This window comes from Yoonia sp. SWMV100, from assembly GCF_056108365.1.
The window spans coordinates 127562-148127 of record NZ_JBWBAQ010000002.1 but is presented as its reverse complement, the minus strand read 5'-3'; the positions used below and the strand labels follow the sequence as shown (position 1 = coordinate 148127).

19 protein-coding genes and 1 riboswitch are annotated in these 20566 nt (G+C 57.3%); of the genes, 10 read left to right on the top strand and 9 right to left on the bottom strand.

Translation table 11 applies throughout. The features are described from left to right. Nucleotides 1-32 precede the first annotated feature (32 nt). Both ACXJGX_RS00730 and ACXJGX_RS00725 read left to right on the top strand, forming a co-directional pair. A complete protein-coding gene (locus tag ACXJGX_RS00730; protein ID WP_474778222.1) occupies nt 33-506 on the top strand; it encodes an outer membrane protein assembly factor BamE in 474 nt (157 codons plus the stop codon). Between the two features lie 65 nt (nt 507-571). Further along, nucleotides 572-717, top strand: a riboswitch (FMN riboswitch). Nucleotides 718-791: 74 nt separating this feature from the next. Then, nucleotides 792-1655, top strand: a complete 864-nt coding sequence (locus tag ACXJGX_RS00725) for a DMT family transporter (RefSeq protein ID WP_474778221.1) — start codon at nt 792-794, stop codon at nt 1653-1655. A gap of 667 nt (nt 1656-2322) precedes the next feature. Here ACXJGX_RS00725 and msrB read toward each other — a convergent pair. Beyond that, nucleotides 2323-2715: a peptide-methionine (R)-S-oxide reductase MsrB gene (gene msrB, locus ACXJGX_RS00720; RefSeq protein ID WP_474778220.1), complete on the bottom strand. Its 393-nt coding sequence runs from the start codon at nt 2713-2715 to the stop codon at nt 2323-2325. 72 nt (nt 2716-2787) lie between these two features. On the opposite strand from msrB, the gene ACXJGX_RS00715 reads away from it, so the two are divergent. Together ACXJGX_RS00715 and ACXJGX_RS00710 are read left to right on the top strand one after the other, a co-directional pair. Beyond that, nucleotides 2788-3498, top strand: coding sequence for a GNAT family N-acyltransferase (locus ACXJGX_RS00715; RefSeq protein ID WP_474778219.1), 711 nt, complete (start codon nt 2788-2790; stop codon nt 3496-3498). A 30-nt stretch (nt 3499-3528) separates the two neighbouring features. Then, on the top strand, nt 3529-5337 hold the full coding sequence (locus ACXJGX_RS00710) for an ABC-F family ATP-binding cassette domain-containing protein (protein WP_474778218.1): 1809 nt from the start codon (nt 3529-3531) through the stop codon (nt 5335-5337). A gap of 88 nt (nt 5338-5425) precedes the next feature. Here the strand turns inward: ACXJGX_RS00710 and ACXJGX_RS00705 are convergent, their stop codons facing one another. Next, complete coding sequence (locus ACXJGX_RS00705) at nt 5426-6430, bottom strand: Fe(3+) ABC transporter substrate-binding protein (protein WP_474779143.1); 1005 nt, start codon at nt 6428-6430, stop codon at nt 5426-5428. A 68-nt stretch (nt 6431-6498) separates the two neighbouring features. Beyond that, nucleotides 6499-7320 (bottom strand): nucleoside triphosphate pyrophosphohydrolase, encoded by an 822-nt coding sequence (gene mazG, locus ACXJGX_RS00700; RefSeq protein ID WP_474778217.1) that lies wholly within the window; start codon nt 7318-7320, stop codon nt 6499-6501. Between the two features lie 321 nt (nt 7321-7641). Here mazG and ACXJGX_RS00695 point away from each other — a divergent pair, with 321 nt between their 5' ends. The 6 genes from ACXJGX_RS00695 to ACXJGX_RS00670 all read left to right on the top strand — a co-directional run bounded on the left by ACXJGX_RS00695 (nt 7642) and on the right by ACXJGX_RS00670 (nt 12948). Beyond that, nucleotides 7642-8799 carry a M20 aminoacylase family protein gene (locus ACXJGX_RS00695; RefSeq protein ID WP_474778216.1) on the top strand — a complete coding sequence of 386 codons (1158 nt, stop codon included), beginning with the start codon at nt 7642-7644 and terminating at the stop codon, nt 8797-8799. 42 nt (nt 8800-8841) lie between these two features. Further along, nucleotides 8842-9816 (top strand): agmatinase, encoded by a 975-nt coding sequence (gene speB / locus ACXJGX_RS00690; protein WP_474778215.1) that lies wholly within the window; start codon nt 8842-8844, stop codon nt 9814-9816. Nucleotides 9817-9842: 26 nt separating this feature from the next. Continuing rightward, entirely contained in the window at nt 9843-10277 is a 435-nt protein-coding gene (locus ACXJGX_RS00685) for a DUF1499 domain-containing protein (protein ID WP_474778214.1), read from the top strand. Nucleotides 10278-10295: 18 nt separating this feature from the next. Beyond that, nucleotides 10296-11351 carry a peptide chain release factor 1 gene (gene prfA / locus ACXJGX_RS00680; RefSeq protein WP_474778213.1) on the top strand — a complete coding sequence of 352 codons (1056 nt, stop codon included), beginning with the start codon at nt 10296-10298 and terminating at the stop codon, nt 11349-11351. Next, complete coding sequence (prmC, locus tag ACXJGX_RS00675) at nt 11348-12163, top strand: peptide chain release factor N(5)-glutamine methyltransferase (protein ID WP_474778212.1); 816 nt, start codon at nt 11348-11350, stop codon at nt 12161-12163. Before prfA ends, prmC begins: the two co-directional genes overlap by 4 nt. 224 nt (nt 12164-12387) lie before the next feature. After that, nucleotides 12388-12948 carry a DUF4167 domain-containing protein gene (locus ACXJGX_RS00670; RefSeq protein WP_474778211.1) on the top strand — a complete coding sequence of 187 codons (561 nt, stop codon included), beginning with the start codon at nt 12388-12390 and terminating at the stop codon, nt 12946-12948. A gap of 144 nt (nt 12949-13092) precedes the next feature. Here the strand turns inward: ACXJGX_RS00670 and rsmA are convergent, their stop codons facing one another. From rsmA to lptF, 6 genes are read right to left on the bottom strand one after another with little or no spacing between them, the layout of a single operon-like run. Continuing rightward, nucleotides 13093-13941 (bottom strand): 16S rRNA (adenine(1518)-N(6)/adenine(1519)-N(6))-dimethyltransferase RsmA, encoded by an 849-nt coding sequence (rsmA, locus tag ACXJGX_RS00665; protein ID WP_474778210.1) that lies wholly within the window; start codon nt 13939-13941, stop codon nt 13093-13095. 33 nt (nt 13942-13974) lie between these two features. Next, the gene (gene pdxA / locus ACXJGX_RS00660) at nt 13975-14943 is read right to left on the bottom strand and encodes a 4-hydroxythreonine-4-phosphate dehydrogenase PdxA (RefSeq protein WP_474778209.1); all 969 of its coding nucleotides are present in this window, start codon (nt 14941-14943) and stop codon (nt 13975-13977) included. Further along, a complete protein-coding gene (locus ACXJGX_RS00655; protein WP_474778208.1) occupies nt 14940-16163 on the bottom strand; it encodes a peptidylprolyl isomerase in 1224 nt (407 codons plus the stop codon). The genes pdxA and ACXJGX_RS00655 overlap by 4 nt, the downstream gene beginning before the upstream one ends. Before the next feature lie 20 nt (nt 16164-16183). Continuing rightward, nucleotides 16184-18286, bottom strand: a complete 2103-nt coding sequence (locus tag ACXJGX_RS00650; protein ID WP_474778207.1) for an LPS-assembly protein LptD — start codon at nt 18284-18286, stop codon at nt 16184-16186. Continuing rightward, complete coding sequence (gene lptG, locus ACXJGX_RS00645) at nt 18283-19377, bottom strand: LPS export ABC transporter permease LptG (protein ID WP_474778206.1); 1095 nt, start codon at nt 19375-19377, stop codon at nt 18283-18285. The genes ACXJGX_RS00650 and lptG overlap by 4 nt, the downstream gene beginning before the upstream one ends. Further along, nucleotides 19374-20504, bottom strand: a complete 1131-nt coding sequence (gene lptF / locus ACXJGX_RS00640; protein WP_474778205.1) for an LPS export ABC transporter permease LptF — start codon at nt 20502-20504, stop codon at nt 19374-19376. The genes lptG and lptF overlap by 4 nt, the downstream gene beginning before the upstream one ends. Between the last annotated feature and the right edge of the window lie 62 nt (nt 20505-20566).

Below are 20566 nucleotides of genomic sequence, written 5' to 3'. Positions count from 1 at the left end.
AAGGCATAAGACGCCAAAGCAAGAGGGCTGTCATGAGCAGGTACACTGTGAACTTTCAATACGTGGCACGTGGTGTTGCTGTCGCTCTGGTTCTCGCGACCACAACGGCCTGCACAACGACGACCCGATTCCATGGGTATGCGCCCACGCCGCAGGACCTGACAGAGGTTTCGGTCGGTCAAACGACAAAGGACGAGGTGCTGACACGATTTGGTCCACCGGTGTCGCGTGGTGCGTTGGGAAATAACGCTCTTTACTACGCCTCAAGCGCGTTTAAGCATTACGGCGCGAGCGCACCGCAAGAGGTTGACCGCCAAGTTGTCGCGATACGGTTCGACGCCAATAATGTTCTGCGCAACATAGAGCGCTATACGCTGGCCGATGGTCAGGTCGTATCGCTTGACCGGCGGGTCACCGAAGACGGCATTAACGATGTGACGTTTATTGGTCAGTTGCTTGGCTCGTTTGGTCGTATCGACGCTGGCGCGTTCTTGGGCGACGAATAACATTTTCCTGTTATCTTGATCTTCATTGCACCCCTGCCTATCTGGCGGGGGTCGCCGTTGTGGCGGCACCTTCTCAGGGCGGGGCGCAATTCCCCACCGGCGGTATGCCCATTTGGGTAAGCCCGCGAGCGCAAAGGATTTTATCCTTTGGTCAGCAGATCAGGTGCGATGCCTGAGCCGACGGTCATAGTCCGGATGAAAGAGATGGTGCAAATCGGGTGCAGGACTGCGCCCGAAATGTCCTGTTTTGCCTTGGGTCACGCGCAAAACGAAAGGACAGATGCGATGATCCAGATCACAACCATGAACCGCGGTGCCATCATCGGCCCGCTATATTTTGTCATCGCCGGTGCGCTGTTCGCTGGTGCCAATACGGCGGTGCAGGGGGCGGGCATGACCTATGGTGTGCCGTCTGCAACGATTGCGTTTTGGCAATATGCTTTGGCCTGCGTGGTGGCGTTGCCGCTGGTGTGGCGCAGCCCATGGCGTACCAAACGCCCGTTGGCCCATATCGTCCGCGTTATTCTGGCCGCAATCGGGGTGCAGTTGTGGGTCGCTGGGCTGGCGGTGGTGCCGATTTGGCAGGCCGTCGCACTGATTCTGACCTCGCCTTTGTTTGTTACGCTGGGGGCCGGGCTGTTTTTGGGTGAAAAGCTGACCTTGCCGCGGGTATTGGCGGTTTTAATGGGGGCCGTAGGCGGCGCGCTGATTCTGGCCCCGTGGGAGGAGGCGTTTCAATGGGCCGCCCTGTTACCAGTCGCCGCAGCGGCGTTCTGGGCCGGCACGTCGTTAATGACCAAACACCTGACCCAGACCGAGGACGCAGGCACGCTCACGCTTGGGTTATTGGTGCTTTTGGTGCCGGTGAACGGGCTCGCGGCCATCAGCAGTGGATTCGCGGTCGCTGCGGATGCGCTGTGGCTGGTGGCCTTGGCCGGATTGCTGGTCGCCGGGGCACAATACCTGCTGGCGCGGGCCTATATGATCGCGGATGCCGCGTATTTGCAGCCGTTTGATCACTTGAAACTGCCGTTGAATGTGGGGCTTGGGCTGGTGTTTTTCGGCTTTGCGCCGCCGGGCCTGATGTGGATCGGCGCAGGGGTCATCATCGCTGCCAGCGCATGGGTAATGCGCGATGAGGCGGGGTAATATTGTTGAATATGTCAGAGATACTTGCATATATACCACCCAATTAGAGGGAGATATATTGATGGCCCGCCACGTTTTATCTGTTGCTTTGATTTGCGTATCATTTGCGAGTTTTGCTGACACGATTCCTGAAGATGCAGTCAATACCTATTTCGCGCCACAGACCATTCTTGATGGCTACCCGGGCTGCGACGCACGTGGGCAAATTGCATTCAGGACAGACTTTGTTGCTGACAAGGTTGATTTTTCTGTCGCGGGGTTCTCTGCGAATCCAAGATGGAGGTCACAATCAAGCGAAGATCTGTGTGACCTAATCGAAAGACGTGGCACCGCAACTATCCGGATAAATGTGCCATGCGGCAATGACGGGGCCGTTCCTGTTGCGCCATGTCCGCGAAACGGGGGCCCGCCACACCCCAGCGTTTCGATCCGCTATGCCGTGGCGGGGAGGAGGGGCAACCCTGTCGATTATTGGGGCTCCCCGCTTTTTAAACTTTACGATCAGCCTTTGGCGCGCAGGCAAGAATGACGTTTTTCGCGTCGCCAGAACAGGAAATGCTTTGCCCAGAGGGCGTATGCTCGCTTCCTCACGGGGGTCAATCAACGTACTTGGGGTACGCGCGTCCGATCCCGGCAGACTGCCGTTAACGAGAAGCAGCGCGAACGCTTATTCCTGCGGCTCGAACGTCATCGCGACACCGTTCATGCAGTACCGCAGACCAGTGGGTTGCGGGCCGTCTGGGAACACATGGCCAAGGTGAGCGTCGCAGCGGGCGCAGTGAATTTCGGTGCGTTTCATGAAAAACTTGCGGTCGACGCTTTCTTCCACGGCGTCTGGTGTGATGGGCCGGAAAAACGACGGCCAACCGGTTCCGCTTTCGAACTTGCCGCTTTGATCAAACAGCGGCGCACCGCAGCAGACGCACATGAATGTCCCGGGGTCTTTGGGGAAATTGTCATGTGTACCCGCCCGTTCGGTTCCATGTTTACGCGTCACCTGATAGGCCTGATCGGACAGCTGTTCGCGCCACTGCGCATCGGTTTTGACAATTTTGTCCATCGGGTCATATTCCTTTTGCATTCTTTGGCTTTAACTTAGGGTGATGCTATCGTTTCGCCAAGGGATGCCGCAATGACATTTCCGTTTCACAAGGGCCGCTTGACCGCCCGGCTTGCGCAGGATGATGCGGATGTGCGCGCCTGTCAGGCGTTGCGGCAGCGCAGTTTTTTTGACGCGGACGGATATGATGCTGATCCGTTTGATGATCTTTTTCAACATTTGATGATCGTGGACGATTGTGACACCGTCGTCGGGGCGCTGCGATTCCGCGTCTGCCATACGGGCGCTGACATGCAGCATGGCTATGTCGCGCAGCACTATGATCTGCGGGGCTGGGGGCAGGTGGCGGGGCCTTTTCTTGAGGTTGGCCGTTTTTGCACGGTGCCGGGTATGGATGCTGATCTGTTGCGGATGCTTTGGGCGGCGCTGACCCGCCTTGTGGATACCCACAGGGTGACGATGCTGTTTGGGTGTACCAGTTTTGCGGGGACGGACCCGACACGCTATGGTGCCGTCTTTCATCAACTGGCGCGGCGGCATCAAGGTCCGGTGGCATTACGGCCGGGTGTATCGCACCCTATGGCGGTCCGTTTTGCAGATGTTGCACAAACGGGCATCGCGCCAATGCCGGCACTGCTCAAATCCTACCTTTCGCTTGGCGGGTGGGTGGGTGATCACGCGGTGGTCGATCCGGCGATGAAAACCCTGCATGTGTTCACCTGCTTGCAGGTTTCTGCAATGTCAGCGGCCCGCGCAGCCCGGTTGCGTGCGGTTGCCAGTTGACGCCGACAGCGGCGCGCCGTAGCAGGCGATATGGCAAAAGCACCCTTACTCCAACTCTCCGATATTGCGCTCACGTTTGGGGGCAATCCTGTCTTTGAAGACCTGTCACTGGTGGTTCAACCCGGTGATCGTGTTGCGCTGGTTGGGCGCAACGGGTCCGGCAAATCCACTTTGATGAAGGTCATGGCCGGGCTGATTGAAGCCGACAGCGGCATCTGTGTGTCCGCGCCCGGCGTGCGCGTCGGCTATATGGAACAAGACCCCACAATGGAGGGGTTCACGACCTTGGGCGAATACGCCGCCAGCGGGCTGGATATCGACGAGGCTTACAAGGTTGATATGGTTGCCGAAGGGTTAAAATTTAATCCCGATGGCCCTGTTGCAACTGCGTCAGGCGGGGAACGTCGCCGCGCCGCATTGGCAAAACTGATGGCCGAAGCACCTGAACTGATGCTGCTGGACGAGCCGACAAACCATCTCGATATCGAGGCGATTGCCTGGCTTGAAAATGAACTGAAGTCGACCCGCGCCGCGTTTGTTATCATCAGCCATGACAGGGCGTTTTTGCGCGCCTTGACGCGTGCGACCCAATGGATCGACCGCGGCACCGTGCGCCGCGCCGAAGAGGGATTCGAGAATTTTGAAGCGTGGCGTGACAAGATCTGGGAAGAAGAAGACCAGCAGCGCCATAAGCTGAACCGCAAAATCAAAGCCGAAGCCCGTTGGGCCGTTGAAGGCATTTCCGCGCGCCGCAAACGCAATCAGGGCCGCGTGCGTGCGCTGCAAGAATTGCGCGCCGAACGGGCGGATCAAATCACCCGTCAGGGGACTGCGGCCATGGCGTTTGAAGGCGGCAGTACCTCGGGCAAAAAGGTGATGGAGGCTGTCGGGCTGACAAAATCATTTGACGGCAAACAGATTGTTGAAGGCCTGGACCTGACCGTGCAACGTGGCGACCGGATCGCGTTTGTTGGTCCGAACGGTGTTGGAAAAACCACGCTTATCAAGATGTTGCTGGGCCAAGTTGAACCGGATGCCGGGTCTGTGAAGCTCGGGACAAATCTTGATATCGCCATTTTTGACCAAAGCCGCGCGGCCCTGAACCCGGATATGACACTGTGGGAAAACCTTGCGATTGATCCGGAACTGGGCGTCAGCGGTAAATCCGATCAGATCATGGTCCGTGGCCAACCCAAGCACGTTGTTGGTTATCTCAAAGAATTCCTGTTTGACGAAGCCCAGGCACGCGCGCCCGTGCGCGCCCTTTCGGGCGGCGAAAAGGCGCGGCTGTTGTTGGCGCGCCTGATGGCGCGTGAAAGCAACCTGTTGATCCTCGACGAACCCACAAACGATCTGGATATCGAAACGCTCGATCTATTGCAGGATATTTTGGGCGAATACGACGGCACCGTGCTGCTGGTCAGCCACGACCGCGATTTTCTGGATCGCGTCGCCACGACGACGGTTGCGATGGAAGGGAACGGGCAGGCTGTGGTTTACGCGGGAGGTTGGTCTGATTATCGGGCGCAGCGCGGTGGTGACTTCACCGAAAGCAGGGAATCAACCAAGCCCCTCGCGAAAAAGGAAAAGCAGTCCGACAAAAAAGCGGCTGCTGGCCTGTCGTTCACCGAAAAGCACCGGCTTGAGGCGCTGCCCGGCGTGATTGATACGCTGAACGCCGAGATCAAAAAGCTGGAACTGCTGCTGGCTGATCCGACGTTATTCACCAAACAGCCGCTGAAATTCCAAAAAGCGACGGATGCTTTGATTGAACGCCAGACATCATTGTCAGATGCCGAAGAAGAATGGCTGCTTTTGGAAGAAAAAGCGTCCCGTTAACGCGTCTTCGGCGTGAATATATCCTTTTGCGAAGGCGCGGTTATCAGAAGCGACGGGGGGCGGACAGCCCCCCGCCACATCGGTGGCGTTAGCCGTCGAAATTTACTTTTTCCATGATCCGCAAGGCGTCCGGCCGATGTGAGGCCAAATCCTCGAGGCCCATGGTATCGGCCGTAAGGCTGCCCCAACCAGCGACCAAATCGGACAGCGGTGCGCCCGCCAGAACCGGGTATTCGTGATTCAATTCCGCATAGATACCCTGTGCTTCCGGTGACACCAGATATTCCATCAGCTGCAGCGCTTCGTCGTGGTTTGGCGCAGCCTTGGTCATCGCGATGCCCGAAATATTCACATGGGTGCCGCCGTCCTCAAAGGTTGGAAACACAATGCGCACTGAATTGGCCCACTCTGTCTGTTCAGGATCGGCAAGCATCTGGCCCATGTAGTAGGTGTTGCCAAGGCTGATGTCACATTCGCCCGCCCAGATCGCTTTGACTTGTGCGCGGTCGTTGCCTTCGGGTTTGCGCGCCAGATTGCCACGCACGCCAGCGGCCCATTGTGTGGCGTAGTCTTCGCCGTGATGTGCGATCATCGCGGCTGTCAGCGCAAGGTTATAGTCGTGCACGCCCGAGCGTGTACAAATGCGGTCGCGCCATTTTTCGGATGTCAGATCCTCGTATGTTGTGATCTCGCCATCGGCGACGCGGTCGTTGGACGCATAGACGATCCGGGCACGGGTGGTCAGCCCAAACCAAAGATCGTCGCCGCTGCGCAGATTTTCAGGGATTGCGGCTGTCAAGACATCGCTGTGTACCGGCTGGGTCACATCGGCATCCACAATCTGCATCAGATTGGCAATATCAACCGTCATCACCAAATCCGCAGGAGACCGCGGACCTTCCGCTTTTAGCCGCTCAACGATGCCTTCACTGACAAAGGCGAGGTTCACATCGATACCCGTTGCAGCGGTAAAGGCGTCCATCACTGGTTGGATCAGTTCGGGTTGGCGGGTGGTGTAAATATTCACGTCAGCAGCAGCAGGTGCGGCGATCACGGCGCAGGCGCTGGCAAGAAGGCAATTGCGAAGGGTCATGTTAAGGCTCCAGTTTAGACTGCCCGACATAAATCCGACAATTTCCATCAGGTCAATATCTGATTTTTTTAGTCGGATTTCTTTTCGCTCAATTTCACGTCATCCCAAAGCGCATCCATTTCGGCAAGATTGCTTTGTGCCGGGGTCTTGCCGATCTTGTGCAATCGGTCCTCAACCCCTTCAAATCGCCGTGTAAATTTAGCGTTCGCCGCACGCAGCGCTGTTTCCGGTTCGATCCCCAGATGGCGACCCAGATTGGCAACGACGAACAACAGGTCACCGTATTCCTCTTCAACCTCGGCTTGGGTCAAACTGTCGCGTGCCTCTACCAGTTCGGCAGATTCTTCGACGATTTTGTCGATAACCTGCGATGTGTCAGGCCAATCAAAGCCAACCCGCGCCGCCCGTTTTTGCAGCTTGACTGCACGGGTCAGCGCCGGCAGGCCGATGGCAACGCCATCCAGCGTTCTGCCTTGCGCCTTACCCGCGCGCTCTGCTGCTTTGATCTTTTCCCAATCGACGGTTTGCTGTTCCGGGGATTTGTCGCGCGATTCATTTCCAAATACATGCGGATGCCGCGACACCATTTTATCCGCCACATATTTTACAACGCTGTCAAAATCGAAAAGTCCGGCCTCGGACCCCATTTGTGTGTGATAGACGGTCTGTAACAGCAGATCCCCCAATTCGCCCTCTAGCTCGGCCCAGTCTTTGCGCGCAATCGCATCTGCAACCTCATAGGCTTCTTCGATCGTATAGGGGGCGATGCTGTCAAAATCTTGCGCGATGTCCCAAGGACACCCCGTTTGAGGATCCCGCAAGCGTCGCATGATTTCCAAAAGGCGTGGCATGCCGCCGTCTGGATCAAAAATAAGGGTGTTATCAGTCATTTGCGGCCTCGCTTGTTTGGCGTGACGCTATCGAAACTAAAAAGCCGCGCCAAGGGGCGTGGCCAATCGATGTCAAAAATTGCGGTATCGAAAACGGAATGATGCCCGCACAGCCAAAGCGTCAAGATCAATGTCCGCGTCAAAGCCGATCACCACGTTGTTTATGCCTGCTTGGTTGCAGTGCGTTTTGTCCGCGATGACGATAACAATTTCGCGTGTTTCTCTTTTTGCTGCGGGGTGTGCGTGGTTAAACCCATTGTTCTTCTGCGCGCTAACCGCCAGAAAGCGCAAGCAAACGACCACCTCTGCTAAGGACACCTGATGCCTGTAATCAATCGCATTGCCGATTATGCCGCCGATATGCAAGCGTGGCGCCGCCATTTGCATGCCCACCCCGAAATTGCATTCGACTGTCATGAAACAGCGGCGTTTGTAGCGGACCGCCTGCGCGAATTCGGGGTTGATGAACTGCACACGGGAATCGCGACAACGGGATTGGTGGCGATAATTAACGGGACAGGTGATGGCCCAACGATTGGCTTGCGCGCGGATATGGATGCGCTGCCGATGGAGGAATTGACCGGGCTTGATTATGCGTCGACCACCCCCGGAAAAATGCACGCATGCGGGCACGATGGCCATATGACTATGCTGTTGGGCGCTGCAAAGTATCTGGCCGAAACCCGTAATTTTGCGGGCCGTGTCGCGCTGATTTTTCAGCCCGCCGAGGAAGACGGCGGTGGCGCCGACATCATGGTGAAAGAAGGTATCTTGGACCGCTTTGCGATCGCGCAGGTCTATGCGTTGCACAATGCGCCCGGGACGCCGGTCGGGGCGTTTTACACAACACCCGGCCCAATCATGGCTGCGGTTGATGAATTTCGGGTGATAATCACGGGCAAGGGGGGGCATGCCGCGATGCCGCAGGCGACAAATGACCCCATCGTTGTGGCCGTTGCCATCCACAGTGCAGTCCAGACCATCGTCAGCCGGAACCACTATGCCCAAGAGGATCTGGTGATCTCGGTGACCCAGCTGCATGCCGGGTCTGCCGATAACGTGATCCCCGAAACAGCCCGGATCAGCGGGACAGTGCGGACCTTCCAGCGTGAAACGCAAAACATGGTACGCAGGCGTTTGGCCGAAATTGTGGCCGGGCAGGCCGCAGCGTTCGGGGTGAGTGCAGATTTGGTCTATGAGGTCGGGTATCCGGCGACGATCAACGATCCTGAAAAAACCGCTTTTGCCGCCGCCGTCGCGCGTGAGGTGTCAGCCGATGTGACCGAAACTGGTGGTCGCGAAATGGGTGCTGAAGATTTCGCCTATATGTTGGAAAAGCGACCGGGGGCCTATTTGTTTGTTGGCAACGGGGACACGGCGGGATTACATCATCCAAAGTACGATTTTGATGATACTGTCGCGCCGGTCGGGGCGTCGTTCTTTGCGCGATTGGTTGAACGGGCTTTGCCGCTGCGGTGATCTTGCGGTGGCGATATTGATGGAAATGCGAAAGGATCAGCGATGGCGCTAGAGGATGCAAAAGGGCAGGTGGACCTTGCGTTTACCCGTAAGGGTCGCAAAGGGTTGGCTTATGAAAACGCCTTTGCGGGGGCAGTTTCATTTTTGCGCCGGACCTACACCAAGGATCTGGATGGCGTCGATTTGGCGATCACCGGCATCCCCTTTGATCAGGCGGTCACGCACCGCCCCGGCACCCGCTTTGGTCCGCGTGCCATCCGCGAGGCATCGTGTTTGCAACCCTATGACCCGCCCTATGGTTGGGACGGGTTTGACCCGCTCTCGGAATTTGCGATCGTGGATTACGGCGATATGCCGTTTGATTACGCCAATGTGGCCGAAGTCCCTAGCCTGATCGAGGCGCATTTTACCCGCATCTTGCACGCGGGTCCGGGGACCGTGGCCCTGGGCGGGGATCATTTTATGACCCTGCCGATCTTGCGGGCTTATGCCGCGAAATACGGCCCGTTATCAGTGATCCAGTTTGATGCGCATTCCGACCTTTGGGCCGATGATGATATGGACCGGATCGATCACGGCACGTTCATGTACAAGGCGGTGAAGCTGGGTTTGGTCGATGTCGCGCGGTCGGTGCAGATCGGCATTCGCACCGAATGCGATGACTATCTGGGGATGCCCTATATTGATGCGCGGACCTGTCACGAAAAGGGTGCGGCCTTTGTCGCGGCCCGGATTAAAGATATCGTTGGCGCGCATCCGGCCTATGTGACATTTGACATCGACGCGCTTGACCCTGCGTTTGCGCCGGGTACGGGTACGCCGGTTTGGGGCGGGCTTGCATCGTGGCAGGCGGCGGCGGTGCTGCGCGATTTGGCGGGGATCAACATGGTGGGCGGCGACGTTGTCGAGGTGTCACCACCCTATGATACCACGGGCGCCACCGCGATTGCGGGCGCCCATGTCGCGATGGAACTGTGTTGCCTTGCCTTGTGGAACAAGCGTGGCGCCACCCCATAAAGTGGCACAATAAAAAGGTTCGAATGATGATGCGTTTTTTGGTTGCGATCTTCGTCCTGATTGCGGGTCTGATGATGTACATTCGCATGGCGCCAACGCGTCCCGAAATATGGCATCAGGTGTCCGCGGTTACGGGGGCAAGCGACACCCAAACACCCGGTGGGTTTCGGGCCGAACGTCGGATAAATGCAGCCGCGCCGGCTGTTTTACAGGCCGCTTTAACACGCGCACTGGCAACGCCGCGCACAAAACTGATCGCCGGAAATGTTGACGAGGGCATGATGACGTTTGAAACCCGGTCACTTGTGATGGGGTTTCCGGACTATACGACCGTTGCCGTGATCGGCGATTTTTTGGTCATCTCCGGGCGCTTGCGCTTCGGGCGGTCCGACATGGGCGTCAACAAAGCCCGCATCGAAGAATGGCTTGCGGCGCTTGCCCCCTTGACCGAACCGCTGTGATCGGCCAATCGAGAACACATGATAGCACCAGATAAAATTGAACAGATCATCGACCGCTTCCAATTCATCGAAGCCAAGATGTCGGACGGCGCCGCCGGAAGCGAAATTGCGGCGCTGGGTCGCGAATACGCAGAATTGCGTCCAGTCGTGGAAACCGTAACGGCGTATAAGGACCTGCTGGCACAGATTGCCGAAACGCGGGCCTTGTTGGCCGATCCGGAAATGCGGGCCTTGGCCGAAGAAGAGTTGCCCGAACTCAAGGCCGCGCTTGAGGCGTCCGAGCACGAGGTGCAGTTGGCCTTGCTTCCCAAAGATGCCGCTGACGCGCGCCCTGCTTTGCTAGAAATTCGCCCCGGGACGGGCGGCGACGAGGCGTCATTGTTCGCCGGCGATCTGCTGCGCATGTACCAGCGGTACGCCGAAGGGCAGGGCTGGAAATTCGAAATCCTTGAAATGTCCGAAACCGAACTTGGTGGTATCAAAGAAGTCGTCGCGCGCGTCGTCGGTGATGGTGTCTTTGCCAAACTGAAGTACGAAAGTGGCGTCCACCGTGTGCAGCGCGTTCCCGAAACCGAAAGCGGCGGGCGTATTCATACCTCGGCTGCGACGGTTGCAGTTCTGCCCGAGGCGGAAGATGTCGACGTGCAGATCAACCCCGGCGACTTGCGGATTGACACGATGCGTGCGTCCGGCGCGGGTGGGCAGCACGTGAACACCACCGATTCCGCCGTACGTATTCTGCATGTTCCGACCGGCATCATTGTGGTGAGCGCCGAAAAATCACAACACCGTAACCGTGAGATCGCGATGCAGGTGATGAAGACGCGGCTGTTCGATCTGGAACGCCAGCGTGTTGACAGTGAACGGTCGGCAGATCGCAAAAGTCAGGTGGGTTCGGGGGATCGGTCGGAACGCATCCGCACCTATAATTTTCCGCAAGGCCGCATGACGGACCACCGGATTAACCTGACGCTGTATTCGCTGAACCAAGTCATGCAAGGCGATCTGGACGAAACCATCAGTGCCTTGCAATCGGATGCGCAGGCGACGCTGCTTGCGGAAATGGGCGCGTGATATCCGAAGACCTAACCGCTGAGGCCGTGGCACTGCTGTCGGCGGCCGATATCCCGAACGCGCGCCGCGAAGCGCGTTTGCTGTGGCAGGCGGTGTTTCCAAAGCGCTACGATGATGCTGCATTAGACCCAGAGACGGTTGCCAGCTTTTTCGCAATGGTGAAACGCCGTGCAGCCCGCGAGCCGCTGTCGCACATTGTCGGCTATCGCGATTTTTACGAGCATCGGTTTTTGGTGTCCTCTGAAGTTCTTGACCCGCGCCCCGATACCGAAACGCTTGTGGTTACGGCGTTGGAACAAGATTTTGACCGTGTTTTAGATCTGGGGACGGGGTCGGGGTGCATTCTCCTGTCGCTTCTTGCCGCGCGCCCACATGCGCAAGGGGTTGGCGCGGATGCGTCCGAAGCCGCGTTGATTGTGGCGGCGCAAAACCGATCACAGCTTGAACTTGATACGCGGGCGGCATTTGTTCCCTCGGATTGGTTCGGGCAAATCACCGGCCAATTCGATCTGATCGTGTCGAACCCGCCGTATATTGCAGTGGACGAAATGCGGGGTCTTCAGCCCGAAGTGCGCCTGTTCGAGCCGCGCATGGCCCTGACCGATGAGGGGGACGGATTGGGGGCCTACCGGATCATTTGCCGCGATGCGCCCGCGTTTTTGACATCTGGCGGGCGGCTTATCGTCGAAATTGGTCCAACCCAGGCCCAAGCCGTGTCGGGGTTCATGGCAGCGGCAGGGCTAAGCGCCATCCGTGTGGTGCAAGACCTTGATGGGCGCGACCGGGTCGTTGTTGGCGAAAAGCCGCGATAAGACGTGAAAAATCCCGCTTGTTAGGTAAAAAACGACATCAACGAAAATTTAGACTTGTCTTGCAGGGCTCTCCATGTTTATTCAAATGCATCGGACGGTAAGAGGGCCATTATGGATCTCCCCCCGATCAGTCGCCAAAACATCGCAAGGCCAAATAATTGAAACGCGCAATGGGCGCGACAGTGGGCTAGCGCAACGACAGCCAAAGGCTTGAAAGCACATCAATGAGATCATCAAAGTCACGGTCACGGAACAAAAGCCGTAATGCGCGCCCGACGGGCGGAAACATCATCAACCGGGTGTTTGACAGCTCCGGTCCGGACGGCAAGGTGCGCGGTACGCCGCAGCAGATCATCGAAAAATACAATCAGCTGCACCGCGACGCGCAACTGTCCAACGATCGCGTAAACGCAGAAAACTTTGCGCAGCACGCAGAGCATTACACCCGTTTGCTTGCTGAAGCGCAGCGCGAGGTTGATCAACGCCGTGAAGAGCAAGAGGCGCAAAATCGCGAACGTCAGGCTGAACGCGACCGTGAACGCCAAGACCGGATGAAGGCGCAAGAAGCCGCATCAAATGAACCCGCCGAAACACAACCTGCGCCGTCGCAGCCAGTTGAGGATGTTTTTGAAGCGGAAGACGATCAAGACAGCGGTCTGGTCGAAACGCCTGAGGAAAAACCAAAACCGCGCCCACGCAAACCCCGCGCACCCCGCAAACCGCGTGACGCGTCTGCAGACCAGGCGCCTCCGGCACAAAATAGCGCGCCGGAAGCTGCCGAATAATTCAAAGCCCTCCGATTTCGGGGGGCTTTTTTTATGGTGTGTGATGTCATGACCGATTGTCATGATCGCCGCCTTCGTAAAATTATTGTTGTCGGCGCACTGGTGCGGGCAAAACTTAGTGTTCTGCACGCTGCGTTCGCAGCGTTATTCGCGCTCTGCGTCAAGACTGCGGGCGAGGGCGCAAAACGCTTCGAGCCCGACCTGCTCGGCGCGCTCTGTTGGCTTGATACCGACGGCGTTCAAATGGTCTTCGATCGTGGGGCTGATCGATTTCAGCGCGGACCGCAGCATTTTGCGCCGTTGGTTGAATCCGGCGGCGACAACTCTGTTCAACGTGGCCGGGTTCGCCGGGAACCGGGGTGCGGGCAGGGCGGTCAAATGCACAACGGCGGAATTGACTTTGGGGGGCGGGCTGAACGCGGTCGGCGGTAATTCCATCACAATGGATGGGGTGGTGCGCCACTGCGCCAATAACGCGAGGCGGCCGTACGCCTTGGTGCCCGGTTGTGCGACGATGCGTTGCGCCACCTCGAGTTGGAACATCAGCGTCAGACTGTCCCAGACGGGTGGCCATTCTTGCGGTGTCAGCCAGCGCACCAGCAGTTCGGTGCCGACGTTATATGGCAAATTCGCAGCGATTTTGATTGGCCGCGTCAAATGCGCCAATGGGTCAATATCAAGGGCGTCACCGTTGATCACCTCGAGCCGGCCGGGGTATGCGGCGGCGATCTCGGCCAAGGCGGGCATACAACGGGGATCTTTTTCAATCGCAAGCACGCGCCGCGCACCTTCGGCTAGCAGGCCGCGGGTCAATCCGCCCGGCCCAGGCCCTACCTCGAGCACGTCAAAGCCAGTCAAATCACCCGCCATCCGTGCGATCTTGGCGGTCAGGTTCAAGTCCAGCAGAAAGTTCTGCCCCAGCGATTTCTTGGCTGCCAGATCATGGGTCGCGATCACATCGCGCAATGGCGGGAGAGAGTCGATGCTGGTCATTGGGGTGATGATGGCCAGATGGCCGGGTTGCGTCTAAACATGTCGTGCCTTTGCCATTCGGGCTGCCATCCGCAGCGCCGCAATCATCGATGTGGGATCCGCTAAACCCTTACCAGCGATATCGAAAGCTGTGCCGTGGTCTGGCGACGTCCGGATAAACGGCAGGCCAAGCGTGATATTCACGCCGCCTGCAAAGTCCAGTGTCTTGATCGGGATCAGCGCCTGATCATGGTACATACAGACCGCAACGTCATAGCGTGCGCGCGCACCTGGGTGGAACATGGTGTCAGCAGGCCACGGACCACTGATATCCATACCTTCGGCCTGTAGCGCCTGAATGACGGGCCGGATCATATCGATTTCTTCGTGGCCCATCTTGCCGTCTTCGCCTGCGTGCGGGTTCAGGCCCGCGACAGCGATCCGTGGTGCGGTGACACCAAAATCACGCCGAAGCGCCGCATGTGTGATCAACAACGTATCCGTAAGCAACCGTGCCGTCAGCTGTTCGGGAACAGCGGCGAGAGGGATGTGGATGGTGGTGGGCACCACCCGCAAATCATCACACGCAAGCATCATCACCACGCGTTCGACCCCGGCCAGAGCGGCCAGATATTCCGTGTGCCCCGGGTACGCGAACTGTGCACCGTCGATCAGTGCGGCCTTGTGGATGGGGGCCGTGCATATGGCGCTTGCCAGACCGTCACTGACCAGTTGGACGGCCGTGGCAATCGCGTCAATCACACCAGCAGCATGGACCGGGTTTGCATGGCCCGGCTGGGCGGGGGCGCCAAAATCGCGGACCAGAACGGGCAGTGCCCGTGGGCACACGATTGCGGCGTCGGCAGCCGACGTGACGTGTTCAAACACAGTGCCCGCGGGTAAATGGCGGGGGTCGCCAATCCAAAGCAGTGGGATGTCGTCGCGCAGAACCTGCCAAGCCGCAGCCGCGACTTCGGGGCCGATGCCTGCCGGTTCGCCGCAACTGATCGCGATTGGTTTCATTGTTCCCGGATCACCGCCGAGGCGCGCAGGTCCTCAAGCAAAGCATCTGCAAGCCCTGCAAGACGTTGTCCGATGATTTGCGTGCGCACCGCTTCGGTATCGGCAGCGTCAGATCCGGCCTGATTACGGGCGCACATCATCAAGAAAACAAGTGTCTGCCCGTTGTCGCGGGTCAAGTTGTACGAGACTTCGCCCGGATCAAGCCGCGCCAATTCCAGCGCGACATCTCTGCTGATGTCAGAAGGCGCGACAACAAGGCGATCAAGCACCTCGGTGGGTTGGTTGCGGGCGACGCCATACAAGTCATCACAGGTATCGACGGCAGCTTTGACATTTGCCGCGGTCTGTAATGCCGCTTGGGACTGACCACCTGCGATGTAGTAGGCGGCGTAATCAATGCTGACGGGGGGCTGGACGGGGCGCGCAGCCTCGCGAACGCCACGCATCTGGAACAGGGCGATTGCATTCGGAATATCGATGGGTTCTGTCACCTCACCGGGTGCAAGATCAAGAATAACCTGCTGCAATTGTGGTGGGTAATTCGAGATTGGCAACCATCCAAGGCGTCCGCCATTTTCGCGTGACGGCAGTGCCGAAACCTGACGCGCCGCCGCTTCGAAATCCGCATAGCTGCGCATGCGTGAAATTTCGCGGGCGGCTTGTGCCGCTTGTTGCGCACGTTCGGGTGGCGGTGCGATGATGATTTCTGACAGCAGAACCTCGATCTGGGTGGGGGCATTGCCGCGATTTTGCAAGGCACGCTCCACATCGGTATCGGTGACCGTTACTTCGCGGTTGTAGCGCGAACGCACATAGTTGCGCCATGACACACCAATTTTGACGAAATCGCGCAGTGTGACCTCGTCGACGTTGTTCTGTGCCAAAACACCGCGGAACTGCGCCAAAGACATATTGGCGCGCCCTGCAAATTCCTCAAGCGCGGTTTGCAAGGCTTCGTCGGTCAAGCGTAGCCCGACGCGGTCCATTTCTTGCTGTTTCAGGCGGTCTTCGATCAGGCCGTTGCGCGCAACCGCATTCAGGTCTCCGGGCGTCCGGAACAGTTGCAGCAGCCGCATCCGCTGGTTCAGCTCGTAGCGGGTGATGACCTGATCGTTCACAGTGATCACCGGAGCCAGCTGGTTTTGCGCCACAGCCTGCGATCCAACGCCGACTGTCAGTGCCCAAGCAAGTGTGACCGCAAGATAGGAAAATGCGCGCATCGGTATCCTCATCCTTCAATTCAGTTTCGGCAACTTGCCGCAAGGGCATTGCCAGATCTTCCAGCCGAAAAGCCGGTCAACGAGCCGCTTATCCCAAAAGTCGTTGTGGGATCAACAGTAGTAGAAGACGTGTAGCGGCGCGAGGCCGAAACATTGATGTTCACACATTCGTTTTGCCACCCGACGCCGATGCCTGCTTTGACGGGGCTATCCTCGACCACATCGTATCGGCCCGACAATGAAATGCTCCAGACGTCATTCAACACGATATCAGTATCAAGTGTCCATTCTGACACGTCGCTATCGCGGTTTTCATCTGTGTCAGCCGTTTGCCAGATATAGGCAGCAGACAGAGCGACGGCATCGTTTTGCCACGCGGCGCGACTGTCAATCACGGTGACGCCGTCGGTCGAATCTACCAGCGCACGCACATCAAAGATAAACCCGTCCAGTGTCGCGACCTGACCCGCCACCAGCCAGTCAGAGCGCAGACCGTCAAGGCCGGACGAGCGTGTGAAATCCGCCTGATTTTCAGTATGAAGAACCCGCCCCATCGCGAATGTCGTTGCAGTGCCTTCGGCACCAATGCGCGTCCACGTCGCGCCAACGGCGCCCTGCAACCCTGTTTCAAACGCGTCATCGCCCGCAAAACGCGAAATTGAAAACAGGTTGCCGCGGTCAAATTCACTTCGCGTGCTGTCTTCGTTCGGGTTTTTTGCGCCATAGCTGTCTGCCCATGACAGACTGATTGTGGGTTCAATCAGGTGCGCCGCACCAGAGCCGGTTGTCTTGGCCAGCGGAAACCGCAAAACGGTCTGTACATAGGGGACAAGCCGTGTGCGCATCTCAGAATAGCTATCATCGTCATTGACCGCGTAAATATCTGTGCGCAGCCCGGCCGAGATCTGCGACAAAACCCCGTTGCTGGCAGCCCAGTCATTTTGCCACGTGCCAAAGCCACCGAGGCGCGCCACATCACGCCCCGCATCGCCGTTGGTCGTGCTGTAACGGTAGGCGCTGTCGATGCTGGTGCCGTATTTCAAGGTGCCGCCAAAACCAGGGTAAACGCGCGTTTCGTAACGCGCATCGGCGATTAGCGGCGGTAGCGACGCATTGGATTCGTCGTCGCGCAGCGTTTGATAATAGGTTAACGCGGCTTGGGTAAGCGACGTGTCCGTAACGCGCGTCAAATCAATCGCACTATCCAGACGGTCTTTGTCGGAATAGTCGTAGTCGAGCAAATAGGCGGTATCACTGACGGATTCGATATCAAACCTTAACTTGTAATCGTTTGCCAAATCGAATGATCCCGCGACGAAAGCGTATGATCGGGTGCTGCTGTCGAGCGTATCATCGCTGATTGCACCCTTCATCGTGATGTCACCGTTGCGGAATGCTTGGCGATAGATCAATTCAAGCGTGGTGGTCTCGGGTGATATGTACGGGGTCACGGTCACATCGCGATGATCCCCAATTCTGATAAAATAAGGAATTTTCAAACCCGTCCCAAGCAGGTTTGTGTTGCGCTGTTCCGGGATCAAAAAGCCGGTGGCGCGGTCGAGATTTGGATCAGGCAGACGCATCATCGGCAGCCACAAAACCGGCACATCGCGAATACGCAGGGTCGCGTTTTCAAAATAAAGCTGCTGCGCCTCATTGTCGTGGATCACCCGTTCGGCGCGGATCGACCAAAGCGGCGCGCGACCGTCACAGACCTTACAGGACGTCGCGACCGTCCGGTAAAGCTGTGAATACCGCCCATCAATCCGGTTGATTTGATTGGCCGCCAGCTGCAACTGTTGATCAAGCACGATCCGGGCACCTTGCAGTATCCCGTTTTCAAGCAAGGGATCCATTTCAGCCGATTGCGCGGTCACAATTGTATCGTCGGCAAGGCGGATGATGATCGGGCCTACCACACGCAATTGGTCACTTTCGCTGTCATAGATGATTTGCGTCGCCGTCAGGCGGGTGTCGCCATACAGAACCTCGACATTACCGTTCGCAACCAGCTGTTTATCCGCGGTCACACTGACACTATCGGCAACCAGCGTGGCCGCGCCTTGCGCGTGTGCGCCTTGCGGTAGAAATAGCAAAAATAGCAGTGCAGACAGGCGCATCATCCGTCCTCGTTGTGCAGCAAAATTCCTGCCGAAAGCCCTATCGCGGCCAGTGGCGGGGCCCAGGCGGCAAGAATGGCAGGCAGTTGCCCATTCTCGCCCAGCACCTGCGCAAAGTTACGGATAAAGTAAATCACAAAAGCCAGCAAAATCGCAAACATGACCATCAGACCGGTGCGACCACCCCGCTGATGGCGCAGGGTAAATGCGGCGCCGATCATCACCATTGCAACCAAAAAGAGTGGCAGCGCAAGTTCGGAGTGAAACCAGACCAGATGGCGTTGTGCTGAAAATCCCGCCGTTCGCAACCGTTCGATGAACGATGGCAGCTCCCAAATCGGGATTGATGATGGTGTCCCGAAGCTGTCGCGTATTTGATCAGGGGTCAGTGTGGAGGGAATATCAATGCTGGCTTGTGACTGGGCCGTGGCCTCGGGGGTTGCACCGTCATTAAAGGTCCAGAATTTTGCATCGCTCAATTCCCATGCGCCGGGGCGCAGGCGGGCGGATTTTGCGTTGACACGCTGGCTGGGTTTTCCGTCCTCACCAAAGGTGATGAAAGTGACATCAGACAGGCGTGTCCCATCCAAATTCGCACTTTGGGCGCGGATGACGGTTTGTCCAAGCGCGCCACCTTGGCGTAGCCAAAGCCCGGATGACCCGATCGACAGCACCGAGTCCATACCGCGAAGTGCGCCCGACCGCGCCTCGTATTCCATTGATGTGCTGGCGACGATGGGGTTAATGACAGCGACCGCTGTCAGTCCGATCAGCAGCGCCACAAACAATGGCGCTAACAGTGCCTTGAGCGCTGAACGGCCTGCCGCGCGCGTGACGACCATTTCCGACGACCTTGCCAGCCCCAAAAACAATGCGATCGTCGCCAAAATCATCACAAGCGGCAAAATCCGATAGATGCCCTGCGGGATGTTCAGCAAAGACAGCGTCGCGATATCCAGAAAGTTTGCGTCAGCGCTAGCATAGCGTCGCAATTGTTCGACAATATCGAGGAAAAACATGATCATAAAAAACACGGCCAGCACACCCAGAAAGGTCACCAAAAAACGTCTGGCAAAATAGCGGTGTAAAATCATGCGGAGGCCTCAAACTTGTGACGTCGTTTGAGCAGGTACGGACGGGTGGCCCAAAACAAGAGAAACCAGACAATCGCACAGCCGACAATCACGGGCAGGTAAGTTGCAAACCACAGGCGCGGATCGCTGCGTGCTAAATTCAACCCGGCTGTTTCCATTGCCTTGACCACAATAATCAGCGCGATTGCCGCGATGATTTGACGCCAGACCCCAAACCGGCTGAACCCGCCAATCAACAGCGTGGCAAACCCCAGCATCGCGGCAACGCCGCCCAATAACGATTGGCTAAACCGATCATGCCCGCGCGCAAGAAGTTGCGCGGCGCTGCGCCGGGTTTCGGTCATTATTTCGGGCGTCGGGTTTAATAAGTCCCATGTCGATAAATGCGATTCATTGCGGCGCGTGTCCTGACCTTCGCCAATCAAGCTGCCGATATTGTAGGCAAAATCGTCAAAGGACGTGATGAACAACCGTTGGTCTTCACCGCGGAACAATTGGACGAGCCCATCAATCATGACCAATTGCGTCTCACCTTCATCATTGACAAAAAATGCGCGGGTCGCGGTGTATGTCGTTTGCCGGGCATCGTTGCGCGTATCGGATAGGAATATGTCCTGCAATTCACCGGTCGGGGTAATTTCGCGGATATAGAATGTTACGCCTGCGACGGGTTCGATAAACCGTCCTTCGGTCAGCAATCTTGACGTGATGTTTTTCGCAATGTCGGCTTGGCGGTCAGATAAACGTGCCGCGCTGAGCGGTACCAGAAAATGCATCAGCATCGACATCAGCACCACCACGATCAATCCGAAATACAAGACCGGACGCGCAAGGCGAAACGGGGAATACCCCGTTGCCTGGACAACAATGAGTTCGGATTCGGTGGTCATCCTGTTCGTGACATAGACCGACGCCGCAAACGCAGACAAAGGAAGCGCAAGCCGGATCACCGCAGGCAATGACAATGCGGTAAATTCAAGAAAGACGCTTGCGGACTGACCGTCAGCAATCAACTGGTCAAACAGCACGACGGCGCGGTTGATCCAGTAGATCAAAACCAAAACGAGGCTAAAAAAGCCAAATAACACCATCAGTTGCGACAGCAAATATCTGTCAAATTTGGCCACACGAAATTCCTTTGGGACGGCAAGGCGCCTGTTGCTGTGTACGCTAGCCGATTGGTGTGACG